This window comes from Microbacterium plantarum (genome assembly GCF_035231185.1).
Classification (GTDB): domain Bacteria; phylum Actinomycetota; class Actinomycetes; order Actinomycetales; family Microbacteriaceae; genus Microbacterium; species Microbacterium plantarum.
On record NZ_CP141117.1, the window covers coordinates 2,003,338 to 2,016,575 of the forward strand.

The following is a 13,238-nucleotide window of genomic DNA, read 5'->3' on the forward strand; positions in this document are numbered from 1 at the left end:
CCCACCCTTTACAATCGGGGGCATGTCCGACGCGATCGACAACGCAAAGCGCGCTCTGCGGGCGGACCTCCGCGAACGCCGGTACGGGATGTCGGATGCCGCTCGCGAAGCTGCGGCAGACGGCATCCGCACACAGCTCCGCGAACTCGTCGCCAGCACCGGCGCCCGCTCCATCTCGTGCTACCTCTCGGCGCCCACCGAGCCCGGCACGCGCGCGTTCATCGACGAAGCCGTCGCCGCGGGCGTCCGGGTACTCCTGCCCATCAGCCGCAACGACGGTCTGCTCGACTGGGTCGTCGCCGAGCCGGGCGCCGCGGTTTCGGACGGACTGTTCGGCATTCCCGAGCCGATCGGTGAGGTGCTCAGTCCGATCTCCGTCGGGGAGGTCGACCTGCTGGTGATCCCCGCCGCCGCGGTCGACTCCGCCGGCATGCGTCTCGGCTGGGGCCGAGGCTACTTCGACAAGACCCTCGGTTCGATGGAGAACCGCCCGCCGGTGTACGCCGTGCTCTTCGACTCCGAACTCGTCGACGAGGTGCCGCGCGATCTGCACGATCAGCCGGTCACCGGCGTCGTCACTCCCACCCGAACCGTCGTCCTCGCCCCCGAGGCGCACTGAAGACCGAGGAACCATGCCCACCTACGCCTACGCCTGCAAGTCGTGCGGGCACCGCTTCGATGCGGTCCAGTCCTTCGCCGACCCCGCTCTCACCGTCTGCCCCGAGTGCTCGGGCGAGCTCCGCAAGCAGTACGGGTCGATCGGCGTGACGTTCAACGGCGGTGGCTTCTACCGCACCGACTCCCGCGCAAGCGGCTCGGGGGCGGGCACGTCAACCGGTGGCGGCGACTCCTCGTCTTCGGCATCATCGAAGTCCGAGGCGAAGTCCTCCCCCGCCGCGGCGGGTTCATGACACCCGGCGCGTCCGGAGAGAGGAGAGCCATGATCAAGGGCTTCCGCGACTTCATCATGCGCGGCAACGTCATCGACCTGGCGGTCGCCGTGGTCATCGGCGGTGCGTTCACCGCCATCGTCAACGCGATCGTATCGAGCATCATCAACCCACTCGTCGAGCTGTTCTACCAGCCCAACGAAGAGGGCATCGCCGGCCCGACGCTCACCGGGATCTACGGTCAGCCGGTCCCGTTCCCCCTGGGGGGACTCATCAGCGCGATCATCAGCTTCTTCGCCGTCGCTCTCGTGGTCTACCTCGTGTTCGTCGTTCCGATGAACAAGTGGAAGGAGCGTCAGGCCGCCAAGGCCGGCGTCGTCGAAGAGGCGGCGAAGCTCCCGACCGAGCAGGAGCTCCTCATCCAGATCCGCGATCTGCTGGAGAAGAACAACGCCGCGACCTCTGCTTCGAGCGCCGCAGCCGCGACCACCGACGCCCCGCTGCGCCGTTCGCAGAACACTCCCCCGGCGGCGCCGTCCGCCTGACCGGATCAGTAGTGCGGCGGAACCTCGTTCCGCATCCGCGCATCATTCGGACCGGATGCCCCGGCCGCGCCCTCGGCGCCGGCCGGGGCATCCGTCGTCTCATCGGCCGATGTCGGCTCGGCCGTCGTACCCGGAGCGGCGGTCAGTCGAGCTCGGCGGCTGCCGACCCGCTCGACCCGCTGTCGGTCACTCGATGACATCGAGCGGCTCGGTGCTCGCGTCCGCGGTCGGCGCCTCGGGCTCGACGCCCAGGATCGCAGCGACGCGCGCGGCCACACCGGCAGGGTCGCTGTAGAGGTCGAACGAGTGCACGCGGATGTAGTGCCATCCCAGCCGCCGCAGAATCTGGGGCCGCAGCCGCAGCGACTCCCGGAGCGACTGTCCGATCGTTTCGGGGTCACCCTCGACGACGACGGCCTTGCCGTCACGCTGGGCGACCAGCGGCAGCAGCCCGCGATACGCGACATCGACCGCGACGCCCAGACGGCGGAGGTTCTGCGCGAGGGCCAGAGTCAGCGGGTCGGCGAGGTCTTCGAGACGGGCCTCGCGAGCGCGTGCCGCGATTCCCCCGAGGATCGACATGAGCGTGGCGGCGCCGTTCTCGAGTCGTCCGTCGTCGAACGCCGACGGCCGGATCGACGACACGATCACCATGGAACGGCGGGCGCGCGTCATGCCGACCGTCAGCAGCCGCTCACCATCCGGCCCCGACAGCACACCGAAGTCGCTCAGCACGCGCCCGTGGCGCGTCAGACCGTAACCGAGCGAGAACACGACGCGGTCTCGGCTCTCGGCGACCGACTCCTCGAGCCCGAGCACGGCGAACGGCTCAGCCGTCTCGCGGCCGACGAACTCGGCGACATCCGATCGTCCGGCGAAAGCAGCCTCGACGGCGGCCCGGATGCGGAGGGCGTGTTTGGTCGACGCCGTGACGACCATCAGCGACTCGTTCGGCCGGTTGACGGCGTGCTCGACGACGAGCGTCACGACACGGGCGACCTCGGCATCGGGGCTCTCGACCGCTCCCGAGTCGGGGTCCGGTGCACCGACACCGCCCTCGACGTAGTCGACGCTGAGGCTGCCGCGTCCAAGATACGAGCCGGCCCAGGGGAACGAGACGATCTCGCCCCCGTAGAAGGCCTCGTTGACGAGTTCGGCGAGGTCTTCGCCGCCCGCGCGGTAACTGCGGGTCAAGGTCTCGACCGGAACGATCTCGGCGAGGCGCTCGAAGACGCTCCGCTCGTCGGGGTCTGCGATCGGCTCGTCCGACGGATCGCGGTCGGCGGCGATCTCGAACGGGGTCGGGCGCTGCGTGACGGGGTCGCCGAACGCGACGATCTGCCGCCCGCGGCGAAGGGCCGAGGCCGATTCGGCGACGCTCAGGGCGCCGGCATCCGCCAGGATCACGACGTCGAACGCGGGCCGGGCCGGCAGGGAGGCCACCTCGTAGGGCGACGCGATCCAGACGGGCGCGAGCGTGCGCAGGAGCTTCGGTGCGACGGCGAGCAGTTCGGCAGCCGACGCTGTGCCCTCGCGCAGCGCGGCCTTGAGCGCCGCGGTCTCGTCAGCCTCGTCGACGATCGCGATCTTCCATCGCGTCGCGAGCTCGGCCGCCAGCTGCTGCCCCGCCGAGGCGGCGTGCGCCTCGTCGACGAGGCGGAAATCGCGTTCGAGGCGATCGACGACGCTGGTGTTGGCTCCGAGCAGTGCACGGTCGCTGCGAAGCATCGCCTCGAGGGCGGACTGCCACCAGGCGAACTCGAACTCCGCCGCGACGCGCTCCTCGGGCACATGGCGCACCGAAAGCTCGGTGAGCAGGCCCTCGAGGCCGAGGGAAGCGAGTTCACCGCGCAGCGTCGCTCGTTCGACGAGGTTGTCGAACACGTCGGACTCCGCGGCGAGCCCGGCGAGGATCCGCACGAGCTCGGGGATCGGCGTCGCGAGCAGATCGTGCCCCGGGCCGAGCACGCGCGAGAGCTCGGCGAGGTCGGCGTCGACGCGCTGCCACGAGGTCGCGACCGCGTCGAGACCCGCGGGGATCTCGGGGACGACGCCCACTTCGGCCAGACGCTGCCACTGCTCGCGCTGCTTCTGCACGCGCACGAGGGCGTCGTGCATGTCGGTGACGTGCATGCCCGGCCGGACGTACTCCTTCGAGAGCCGTCGCAGGCGACGCCGTGTCGCACCGTTCATCTCGGGAGTGTCGCGGCGGGTGGAGTGCGCCTCGATCAGATCGCCCAGCGGACGCTCGAAGACGGTCAGGCTGAAGCGGTCGAGCGACGCGCGGATCCCCTGGAGAAGGCGGATGTACGCACCGAGCTCGGCGAGCGTCGTGAACGGCCGCATCCGGGTCTGCCCGATGAGCTCGTACCCGCGCTCGAGGATCTCGGGGATCTCGGTGCGATGCAGGCGGCCTGCCAGAGCGTGTGCCGCGCGTGCCTGCTCGGTCGTCTCGAACGCGACGCCGTACCACGGCGAGTCATCGGGCCCGAAACGGAACTCGCCCAGCCGAGCGGCGGTCGCGAGCGATGCGGCCGCTTCGGCGCGACGCGTCGAGAGGCGCTGGAGGGTCGCGGCATCGAAGCGCGTGGCTGCCGACGGCTGCGGCGACTCGGCCGCGATCGTCGTCAGCTTCTGCAGCACTTCGAGCGGCGAGACGCCGAGCATGGGATGCCGCTGCGTCAGCGAGACGCGATAGTCGCGCAGAACCGTGCGCAGCCGAACGAGGGCGTCGTCGATCTCGCCCATCTTCGGGTGCTGCGCCTTCTCGTTGCGGGCGATCGCGCGAATGAGGTCGCGGTGGACGCCCCGTGGCGAGACGGCCAGCCCGGGCAGCCCGATGCCGGCGAGGCGGTGACGGACTCCCTCCAGAGTGGAGCGGCGAGCGCTGACGACGAGGACGCGCTTGCCGCGGCGGACCAGCTCGCCGACGGCGTTGATGATCGTCTGCGTGCCCCCTGTGCCCGGCAGCGTGTGGACGACGAGCGACTGCCCGGCGACGATCCGGTCGAGGACGCCTTCCTGCTCGGCGTCGGCGTCGAGCAGCAGTCGGTCGGATGCCGGCGGGCGGTCGTCCGAGGGAATGGCGTCGGGAACGGGGTAACGAGTCGCCACGAGCGCGCGGTCGTCCTCGTGGCCGGCGAGAGCGTTGAGCACGGGGACGTCGAGGTCTGCCGCATCGCGCTCGGCGCGAGCGGCGACATCCGCGAACGTCGAGACGATCAGCCGTGGCTGAACCGTGAAGGTGTCGACATGGGCGGTCAGGGCGCGCAGATGGTCGATGACGGGCTGCGGCTTGAAGACGCCGCCGTCGTACGCGAGCGCGGCGAGCCCGCGCCGGTCGAGGTCGATTCCGAAGTGCGCACGCGCGATCTCGACGAGCTCGGGATTGACGGAGAACGAGCCGTGGAGTTTGAGATCGAAGTCGCCGTGATGGCGGCGGATGGCGAGCGGTCGGAGAAGGACCGGGGCGTTGTAGGTGAGACCTCCGGCCCGCCACGAGGCGAATCCGACGCCCAGGTGGACGGTGTCGAGGCCGCGCGTGGTGCGGAGTTCGACGTCCTTCGCGGTGATGCGCCCGGCGGCGAGGCGGGCCGTGCGCAGCGCCACCTCGTCGCGGAAGAGGTTCGACAGGAGCGTCGAACGGCCGGTGATGAACTGCGGGAGGCTGCCCGGATGCGCCTTGGTGATGTCGATGCCGACATCGTCGGAAGCGATGTAGTGGAGCAGCGTCGAACGGCCGCCGAGGCGGGCGGCCTGCACACGGATGCGTTCACGCTCCGGGTCGGCCACGTGGGCGACGGCGACGTCGTCTTCGGCGACATCGAGTTGCGCCGGGGTCACCGAATCGACCCGAACCTCGTCGGCTGCGTCCGGACGGACGGCTCCTCGATCTCCTCGCCACACAGCACACACCCTAAGCGGCGCGCCTGCATCCGGCCCTCAGGCGCCGCCGAGTTTCGCGCTATTTCCGACACGCCGGACGATCGGCGGTTCCTCCCCCGGCGCCCGTCGCCGCCGCCCATCCCCCGCATCGTCGCCGCGCGCGGGGCGCAGCGGGGCCGCCCGGGATGATGGAGCCATGACCGACGCAGCATTCGCGGTGCACCCCACGCCGATCGGCGATGCCCTCCTGGTCGTGACCGAGACCGGCCTCGCCCACCTCGACATCCTGGACCGCCCCGCCGAGATCGCCCTCGCCGACCTCACCCTGAGCCTCGGCGCGCTCCCGGTCCACGACCCGGGCGCGGCTGCCGACGTGGCCGCCGAACTCGACGAGTACTTCGCGGGCCGGCTGCGGCAGTTCCGGACGCCGATCGACTGGCTCCTGGCCCCGCCGGGATTCGCCGGCGCCGCACTGCGCGCGGTCTGCCGCGTTCCCTACGGCGAGGTGGCGACCTACGGCGAGATCGCGATCACCGCCGGCTCACCGCGAGCGCACCGAGCCGTCGGGTCTGCGTGCGCGCGGACGCCGATCTCGATCGTCGTGCCCGCACACCGTGTCGTCCGCAGCGACGGATCGATCGGACAGTATGGCGGCCATCCCGAGCGCAAGCGATTCCTGCTCGACCTCGAGAGCAGAGCCGACTCCGGCCGCGTGTAGGCCGCGCCGGAACGGCGACGGCCCCGGGCAGCGCGCCCGGGGCCGTCGTCTCGATCAGCGAGGTGTCGCGGCCTAGTGATCAACCGCCTTCTCCGCGCCATGACCGGTCAGAGAACGCACCTCCATCTCGGACGCCTTCACCGGGTCCTCCCGCCGCCGCTCGGTGACCGAACCCAGCCAGCCGAGGAAGAAGCCCAGCGGGATCGACACGATGCCCGGGTTGTTGAGCGGCCAGATCGCCGTGCCGACGTTCTTGAACACGCTGGTCTCGGTGCCCCAGAACACGGGCGACAGGATGATGAGGATGATGGCTGCCGCCAGGCCGCCGTACATGCTCCACACCGCGCCACGCGTCGTGAACTTCCGCCAGAAGAGCGAGTAGATGATCGTCGGGAGGTTCGCCGAAGCCGCGACAGCGAAGGCGAGGGCCACCAGGAACGCAACGTTCTGTCCCTGCACGCCGATGCCGCCGACGATCGCGAGGATGCCGATCACGATGACCGTGCGGCGAGCGACCTTGACCTCGCCGTCGGGCGGCACGTTCCCCTTCTTGACGACGTTCGCGTAGATGTCGTGCGCGAACGACGCCGCCGCCGTGATCGTGAGGCCCGCCACGACCGCGAGGATCGTCGCGAAAGCCACCGCCGAGATGAAGCCGAGCAGCAGGGGGCCCCCCAGTTCGAGGGCGAGCAGCGGAGCAGCGGAGTTGACCCCGCCGGGCGCCGAGGCGATGCGCTCCGGACCGACGAGCGCGCCCGCACCGTACCCGAGCACGAGGGTGAGGAGGTAGAAGAGGCCGATGAGCCAGATCGCCCACACCACCGAGCGACGGGCCTCTTTCGCGGTGGGCACCGTGTAGAAGCGCATGAGGACGTGCGGCAGACCCGCCGTTCCCAGCACGAGCGCGACCGCGAGCGAGATGAAGTCCCACGGGTTGGCGCCGTACTGCAGGCCCGGTCCGAGGATCGCCTCTCCCTTCGGCGAGGCGGCGACCGCGCTCTCGAGGAGCGTGTTGAGGTTGAACCCGTTGATCGCCAGCACCCAGATCGTCATGACGAGCGCGCCGCCGATGAGCAGGAACGCCTTGACGATCTGCACCCACGTCGTGCCCTTCATGCCGCCGATCAGCACGTAGACGATCATCAGCACGCCGACGACGGCGACCACGATCGACTGGCCGACCTGCTCGGTGATGCCCAGCAGCAGTGAGACCAGACCGCCCGCTCCCGCCATCTGCGCGAGCAGGTAGAAGAAGCACACCGCGAGCGTGGTGATGGCGGCCGCCATCCGCACCGGCGTCTGCTTCAGCCGGAACGACAGCACGTCGGCCATCGTGAACTTGCCGGTGTTCCGCATGAGCTCGGCGACGAGCAGCAGCGCCACGAGCCAGGCCACGAGGAATCCGATCGAGTACAGGAACCCGTCGTATCCGTTGATCGCGATCGCGCCGCAGATGCCGAGGAAGGATGCCGCCGACAGATAGTCGCCCGCGATCGCGAAGCCGTTCTGCGGTCCGGTGAACGAGCGGCCCGCGGCGTAGTAGTCGGCCGCGGTCTTGTTGTTGCGGCTGGCACGGATGACGATGAACAGCGTCACCGCGACGAATGCGCCGAAGATCGAGATGTTCAGCACCGGATTGTTGTCGACGGTCTCCCCCGCCGCGACGACGGCCGCCCCCAGGCCGTTCACCGCTTCCCAGAATCCGTTCACGATCCGGCCTCCTGTCGCTCGAGATCGTTCCGGATCGCCGACGAGATCGGGTCGAGCTTGTGGTTGGCGTACCAGACGTAGCCCATGGTGATCGCGAAGGTCGTGACGAACTGGCCGAGCCCGAACAGCAGACCGACGGTGATGTCACCCCAGACACGCTGCGCCATGAAGTCGGTCGCGAACGACGACAGCAGCACATAGACGAAGTACCAGACGAGGAAGACGATCGTCAGCGGCCATACGAAGCTGCGGTGCTTGCGCTTGAGTTCCCGGAACGGCGCCGACTCCTCGACGGCGACATAGTCCACTCCGCCGGGAGGCGGCGAGTGGGTGGGCGATGCGGTCATGTGGCCTCCTTGCCTCATGGTGAGCAGCTCTCCAGCGGTCGTCGTCGTCGAGCGACCGCGATGGTAGGGTCGACGCTACGAAAGGCGGCAACGAGGCCGTCACCCCCGGAAGTAGGTAGTGCGTGACGGCACTGGCGGCACCCGAGAACGACGCGCAACTGGTCTCCCGCGCGGTCGACGACCTCGCGCGCAGCACACGCTTTCCCGTCGTCTTCGGCGGCCTCGAGAGCCAGGGCTCGGTTCACGTCACCGCGATCGCCGGAGCGCGGTCGCATTCCATCGACGATCTGGTGGTGCGCGTCGGCCGCGGGCTGGGCGGCGCCGCGATGGTCGAACGGCGTCCGCGGCTCGCTCTCGACTACCGCACCGCGCGCACCATCACGCACGACTACGACCGGGCCATTCTCGGCGAGGGCATCGCCACCCTCTTCGCCGTACCGATCGTCACCGAGGGCCGGGCGCGCGGGGTGCTGTACTGCGGCTCCTGGTCGCAGGCTCCGGTGGGCGACCTCGTGGCGCGTCCGGCGTTCCGAGCGGCTGACGCGATCAGCACCGAGCTGCGCATCCGCGACGAGGTGCAGCGCCGGCTGGCGCTGGCGCCGGCACCCGAGTCCGCGGCCGGCCTCTCCCCCGCCGCGCGAGAGGACCTACGCGAGAGCTTCGCCGAGCTGCGCAGCATCGCCGCGACGATCGACGACGCCGACCTGCGGGCACGGCTGGCGGCGATCGAGCGCCGCCTCACCACAGTTGCGGGCGACGGGGCGGCGTCGGCGAAGGATGCCGAGGTGCAGCTCTCTCCGCGGGAGCTCGACGTTCTCGCCTGCTGCGCCCTCGGCTCGACGAACGCGGAGATCGGCGCGGCGCTGAGCCTCAAAGAGGGAACCGTGAAGTCGTACCTCCAGGCGGCGATGGCCAAGCTCGACGCGTCGACCCGTCATGCGGCCGTCGCGCGCGCGCGGCGTCTCGGCCTGCTGCCCTGACCGCGGATTCAGGCGGCGATGCGCAGGCCGGCGACCTGCTCGGCGATGACGGCGCCGTACTCCGTGATCATCCGGTCTCGACCCAACCGGTCCCGAGCGGCGAGCGCGGCGCCTCCGAACGCAACGCGCTCCTCGACGGCACGACCCCAACCGGCCGCGATCGCATCCGGGTTGCGCGGGGTGACGATGCCGATCCCCTCGACGAGACGGGCCGCGTCGCCGACATCCGTCGTGACCGGTACCGCACCGCTCGCCGCCCCCTCCAGCAGGCACAGGGGGGCCGCCTCACCGAACGCGCTCGTGAGTGAGACGACGTCCGCGGCGCGGTAGATCGCGGGCATGTCGTCACGGATGCCGAGAGCATGGATGCGGTCGCCGCCGATGACCTCCAGCAGCTCCGTGAGACGGGGGTTCTCGCGCGTCATCCCCGCTCCGCACATGACGTAGTGCGCATCGGGCACGAGCGCTCGATGCGCGGCGACCGACCGCAGGAACAGCTCGGGATCCTTCATCGCGTCGAACCGAGCCGCATAGGCGACGACGACCGCCCGGTCGGGGATGCCGAGCTCACGCCGCACGCGGTCGCCCCCGCGGGTGACCGACGGCTCGAAGCGCGAGAGGTCGATGCCGTTGTCGACGACATGACGCTGCGTGTCGCCCAGGACCGACGCGTAGGCGGCATCCGTCGACCGCGCGCATGACACCGCCGCCGTGACGATCCCACGACGGACGCTCTCACCCAGCCACTCCAGAGCATCGCCCGAATGCTCCGGGTCGGACCGGTGCAGGCATGTCACGACAGGCCGGTCGGGCAGCATCATCGCCTCGTCGAGAGCGAGCAGGAGTCCGAGCGGCTGCTCCTTGAGGGTGAGCACGACGTCGGCCGCGGCGATAGCGCGCGCCGCGGTGCGCAACTGCCGCGAGGAGAAGGCGTGCGGCGCGTGCGGCACCGGCCCCGCCGTCTTTCCCAGAGACGTGATCCCGATGCCCGAGGCGCGCAGCGCCCGATACCGCGGGTCGCCGGCCATGTGCTGGACGGTCGACTCGCGCCGGGCCCGCGACGCGATGGCGAGCACGCTGTGGTGCTGTTCGCCCCGCGCGTGGAGGCCGGCGACGACATCGCTGTGCAGGATTCGAGCCCCGCCGGCGAAGAAGCCCTCGGTGAGGGAGAGGACGCGAAGCGGAGCGCTCATTCAGGACCTTCGGGATCGACGCGGCGGGTGCGATCCATCGTGCGGCAACGCCCGCCCGCGGCGAGTGAACCGCGGACGAGCGTTGCGTGAACGAACGGCGCCGGACGCCGGTCCCGAGAGCCGGGCTCAGAGGATGGGCTTGCCTCCCGTGACCGCCAGACGTGCGCCCGAGATGTACGACGCTTCGTCCGACGCCAGCAGCACGTAGGCCGAGGCGAGCTCGGCAGGCTGCCCGGCGCGTCCCAGCGGCGTCTGCTCGCCGAAGCTCTCCACCGCATCCGCCGGCAGGGTCGCCGGGATCAGCGGGGTCCAGATGGGCCCCGGGGCGACGCTGTTCGCGCGGATGCCGCGCTCGCCCAGCATCTGCGCTAGCGATGCCGTGATGCTCGCGATGGCCGCCTTCGTCGCCGCGTAGGGCAGGAGGTTGGGCGAGGGCTGGTCGGACTGCACCGAGCTCGACCCGATGATCGACGACCCCGGCCCCATGTGCGGCAGCGCAGCCTTTGTCAGGTGGAAGTACGCGTCGACGTTCGTCGCCCACGTGAAGTCCCACTCCTCGTCGGGGATCTCCTCGAGCGTCTCGCGGTTCATCTGGAAGGCGGCGTTGCTGACCAGGATGTCGATCCCGCCGAGCTCTTCCACGGTGCGGCGGACGACCTCACGGCAGTGGGCCGGGTCGGAGATGTCACCCGGGATGAGGACGGCGCGGCGCCCGGCCTCTTCGACGAAGCGCTTGGCCTCTTCGGCATCCTCGTGCTCGTCGAGGTAGCTGATGGCGACATCCGCTCCCTCGCGGGCGTAGGCGAGCGCCACAGCCTTGCCGATGCCGCTGTCGCCGCCGGTGATGAGCGCGCGCTTGCCGGCGAGCTTCCCGGAGCCGCGGTAGGTCTCCTCGCCGTAGTCGGGCTTCGGCACCATCGCCTGGTCGGTTCCCGGGACGTTCTGCTGCTGGGGTTCCATGGTCATCCCTCTCTGTCGTCGAACGGTGCTTCTACCCGATCCCCCTCAGCCGTCGGATTCACGGGGCTTGACACGAGAGGGCCGAGTCCGGCATCGCGCGACCGTGCGGGGCCGCCTCAGTCGACGCCCCGCGAGCGGGCGATGGCCGCAGCGGGGGCGATGCCGCCGTCCCGCCAGACCGCGCCGTGGCCGGGCAGCACGAGGTGTGCACCCGTCTCGGCGAGCAGCGAGAGCGAGTCCAGCGCCTCGTCGCTGTGCGCCGTGGCCGCGCGAGCGACGACCCGCGGACCGGTGCGTCCCGTGTACGGATCGAGGGTGACCAGTGCGTCTCCGGTCAGCAGGATCCCGGCAGATTCGAGCAGGAACGCGCAGTGTCCGTCGGTATGGCCGGGTGTCGCGATCGGAAGGATGCCGCCCGCAAGCGGGATGGAGCGACCGGGCACGATCGACGGGTTGGTCCGCACGCCCTTCACCCCGAGCGCTCCCGCGCCCACCATCCTCGCCAGGATCGGGAGCGCCGTCGGGTAGCGGAACGGATACGGGAACCGGGCGGCCTCGTGCGCGTAGCGGTACGGGTGCCGCGCCAGCTCCTCGTCGCCGGGGTGGACGTCGGCGACGAGGTGGTGCTCGTCGGCGAGGCGCTCGCACATCCCCACGTGGTCGAAGTGGCCGTGGGTGAGCAGCAGCGCGTCGATGTCGGATGGGTGGGCGCCCACAGCCGCGAGGGCCTGTTCGAGGAGCGGCCACGTGCGCGGGAGTCCCGCGTCGATGAGGACGAGCCCGTCATCGGACGCCAAGAGGTAGGCGTTCACGCCGCCGCGGGCGAGTTGATACACGCCCTCGGCGACCTCGGTCACGCGCGGTCGGTGATCGGTCATGGCTCCCCCTCCGGTCCCGCCCGATGATCCGCGGGGGCTAGGAGGAGCGCGCGGGGCTTGACAGATCGATCGGCCGCCACCCGCCGCGCGGGCGTGATAGTTGCACCGAGCCCGGGAGGAGTCAAGGCCCGTGGCTTTCGCGGAAGGGCAGACATACGTTCGCGGCGCCGGCGCACTCGGCGTTCGGCCGATCCCCAGGAGGCGAGATGTTCTTTCATCGACAGGAACTGCAGTTCGAGGCCCGTCCGGAGAAGCCCGACGCGATCTTCGCGCGACGAATGCAGGAGGTGCTCGGCGGCCAGTACGGCGAGATCACCGTGGCCATGCAGTACGGGTTCCAAGCGTGGAACGCCCACATCCCGGGCAAGTACCGCGACCTGCTCTACGGCATCGGGGCGGAGGAGTTCGGCCACGTCGAGATGCTCGCGATCATGATCGCGCAGCTGCTCGAGAAGGCCCCGGCCGAGCAGTCCGAGGCTGCGGCGAAGTCCGACCCCGTCCTCGGCGCCGTCATGGGCGGCATGGATGTGCAGTCCGCGATCGTCGCCGGTGCCGGTGCGCGCCCGGTCGACTCGAACGGCAACCCGTGGCAGGGCTCGTACATCACCGCGAGCGGGAACCTGCTCGCCGACTTCACGGCCAACGCCAACGCCGAGATGCAGGGCCGCGTGCAGGTCGCGCGGATCTACCACATGACCGACGACAAGGGGGTCCGGGACATGCTCTCGTTCCTCCTGGCGCGCGACACGATGCACCAGAACCAGTGGATTCGCGCGGCGCAGGAGCTGCGCGAAGAGGGAGTGGAGGACATCCCCGTGCCGTCGAACTTCCCGCTCTCGAACGAGGCGCGCGAGCACGCGTACAAGTACATCAACTTCTCCGACGGTGCCGCGGCAGCCGAGGGCTCGTGGGCATCGGGTCCCACCCCCGACGGCAAGGGCGAGTTCACGTACCTCGACGGACCCGACACCTCGGTTCCGATGCCCCCGCCCACGCAGCCGGACCCCCGGTTCTACGGCACCGACGCGAAGCCGAACCTCCTCGACAAGGCCGAGGGCGTCATCCGCGACAAGCTCTGATCCTCGGCGGGGCACGGTCACCGGCGCGCGGCCGTGCCCCGATGCAAGGGATC

The 13,238-nt window shown here is 70.3% G+C and carries 13 protein-coding genes; 6 read left to right on the forward strand and 7 right to left on the reverse strand.

The window, feature by feature from the left end; all coding sequences use genetic code 11:
* Positions 1-22 precede the first annotated feature (22 nt).
* From VC184_RS09645 to mscL, 3 genes are read left to right on the forward strand one after another with little or no spacing between them, the layout of a single operon-like run.
* Positions 23-619 (forward strand): 5-formyltetrahydrofolate cyclo-ligase, encoded by a 597-nt coding sequence (locus VC184_RS09645; protein ID WP_269268704.1) that lies wholly within the window; start codon positions 23-25, stop codon positions 617-619.
* Positions 620-632: 13 nt separating this feature from the next.
* Complete coding sequence (locus tag VC184_RS09650; RefSeq protein ID WP_112617024.1) at positions 633-911, forward strand: FmdB family zinc ribbon protein; 279 nt, start codon at positions 633-635, stop codon at positions 909-911.
* Positions 912-940: 29 nt separating this feature from the next.
* Complete coding sequence (gene mscL, locus VC184_RS09655; RefSeq protein ID WP_112617025.1) at positions 941-1,435, forward strand: large conductance mechanosensitive channel protein MscL; 495 nt, start codon at positions 941-943, stop codon at positions 1,433-1,435.
* A 5-nt stretch (positions 1,436-1,440) separates the two neighbouring features.
* Here the strand turns inward: mscL and VC184_RS09660 are convergent, their stop codons facing one another.
* Together VC184_RS09660 and VC184_RS09665 are read right to left on the reverse strand one after the other, a co-directional pair.
* A complete protein-coding gene (locus VC184_RS09660) occupies positions 1,441-1,635 on the reverse strand; it encodes a hypothetical protein (protein ID WP_112617026.1) in 195 nt (64 codons plus the stop codon).
* A complete protein-coding gene (locus VC184_RS09665; protein ID WP_323985957.1) occupies positions 1,622-5,350 on the reverse strand; it encodes an AAA family ATPase in 3,729 nt (1,242 codons plus the stop codon). The genes VC184_RS09660 and VC184_RS09665 overlap by 14 nt, the downstream gene beginning before the upstream one ends.
* A 166-nt stretch (positions 5,351-5,516) precedes the next feature.
* On the opposite strand from VC184_RS09665, the gene VC184_RS09670 reads away from it, so the two are divergent.
* Positions 5,517-6,038, forward strand: coding sequence for a methylated-DNA--[protein]-cysteine S-methyltransferase (locus tag VC184_RS09670; protein WP_282501087.1), 522 nt, complete (start codon positions 5,517-5,519; stop codon positions 6,036-6,038).
* Positions 6,039-6,110: 72 nt separating this feature from the next.
* Here the strand turns inward: VC184_RS09670 and VC184_RS09675 are convergent, their stop codons facing one another.
* Complete coding sequence (locus VC184_RS09675; protein ID WP_323987756.1) at positions 6,111-7,727, reverse strand: solute symporter family protein; 1,617 nt, start codon at positions 7,725-7,727, stop codon at positions 6,111-6,113.
* A 17-nt stretch (positions 7,728-7,744) separates the two neighbouring features.
* On the reverse strand, positions 7,745-8,095 hold the full coding sequence (locus VC184_RS09680; RefSeq protein WP_112617029.1) for a DUF485 domain-containing protein: 351 nt from the start codon (positions 8,093-8,095) through the stop codon (positions 7,745-7,747).
* Between the two features lie 122 nt (positions 8,096-8,217).
* On the opposite strand from VC184_RS09680, the gene VC184_RS09685 reads away from it, so the two are divergent.
* Positions 8,218-9,075 carry a LuxR C-terminal-related transcriptional regulator gene (locus VC184_RS09685; RefSeq protein ID WP_274178581.1) on the forward strand — a complete coding sequence of 286 codons (858 nt, stop codon included), beginning with the start codon at positions 8,218-8,220 and terminating at the stop codon, positions 9,073-9,075.
* An 8-nt stretch (positions 9,076-9,083) separates the two neighbouring features.
* Here VC184_RS09685 and VC184_RS09690 read toward each other — a convergent pair whose 3' ends face one another.
* From VC184_RS09690 to VC184_RS09700, 3 genes are all read right to left on the reverse strand, one after another.
* Positions 9,084-10,268: a glycosyltransferase gene (locus tag VC184_RS09690; RefSeq protein ID WP_114588287.1), complete on the reverse strand. Its 1,185-nt coding sequence runs from the start codon at positions 10,266-10,268 to the stop codon at positions 9,084-9,086.
* A 126-nt stretch (positions 10,269-10,394) separates the two neighbouring features.
* Positions 10,395-11,234: an SDR family oxidoreductase gene (locus tag VC184_RS09695; protein WP_282501088.1), complete on the reverse strand. Its 840-nt coding sequence runs from the start codon at positions 11,232-11,234 to the stop codon at positions 10,395-10,397.
* A 110-nt stretch (positions 11,235-11,344) separates the two neighbouring features.
* Positions 11,345-12,106 (reverse strand): MBL fold metallo-hydrolase, encoded by a 762-nt coding sequence (locus tag VC184_RS09700; protein ID WP_274178584.1) that lies wholly within the window; start codon positions 12,104-12,106, stop codon positions 11,345-11,347.
* A gap of 206 nt (positions 12,107-12,312) precedes the next feature.
* Here VC184_RS09700 and VC184_RS09705 point away from each other — a divergent pair, with 206 nt between their 5' ends.
* Positions 12,313-13,185 carry a manganese catalase family protein gene (locus VC184_RS09705; protein WP_112617034.1) on the forward strand — a complete coding sequence of 291 codons (873 nt, stop codon included), beginning with the start codon at positions 12,313-12,315 and terminating at the stop codon, positions 13,183-13,185.
* The last annotated feature ends 53 nt before the right edge of the window (positions 13,186-13,238 follow it).

Coding starts and splice junctions, on each gene's coding strand:
- VC184_RS09660 (WP_112617026.1), bottom strand. CDS start 1,635: ATGTCATCGAGTGACCGACAGCGGGTCGAGCGGGTCGGCAGCCGCCGA.
- VC184_RS09670 (WP_282501087.1), top strand. CDS start 5,517: ATGACCGACGCAGCATTCGCGGTGCACCCCACGCCGATCGGCGATGCC.
- VC184_RS09705 (WP_112617034.1), top strand. CDS start 12,313: ATGTTCTTTCATCGACAGGAACTGCAGTTCGAGGCCCGTCCGGAGAAG.
- VC184_RS09700 (WP_274178584.1), bottom strand. CDS start 12,106: ATGACCGATCACCGACCGCGCGTGACCGAGGTCGCCGAGGGCGTGTAT.
- VC184_RS09650 (WP_112617024.1), top strand. CDS start 633: ATGCCCACCTACGCCTACGCCTGCAAGTCGTGCGGGCACCGCTTCGAT.
- VC184_RS09690 (WP_114588287.1), bottom strand. CDS start 10,268: ATGAGCGCTCCGCTTCGCGTCCTCTCCCTCACCGAGGGCTTCTTCGCC.
- mscL (WP_112617025.1), top strand. CDS start 941: ATGATCAAGGGCTTCCGCGACTTCATCATGCGCGGCAACGTCATCGAC.
- VC184_RS09645 (WP_269268704.1), top strand. CDS start 23: ATGTCCGACGCGATCGACAACGCAAAGCGCGCTCTGCGGGCGGACCTC.
- VC184_RS09695 (WP_282501088.1), bottom strand. CDS start 11,234: ATGACCATGGAACCCCAGCAGCAGAACGTCCCGGGAACCGACCAGGCG.
- VC184_RS09680 (WP_112617029.1), bottom strand. CDS start 8,095: ATGACCGCATCGCCCACCCACTCGCCGCCTCCCGGCGGAGTGGACTAT.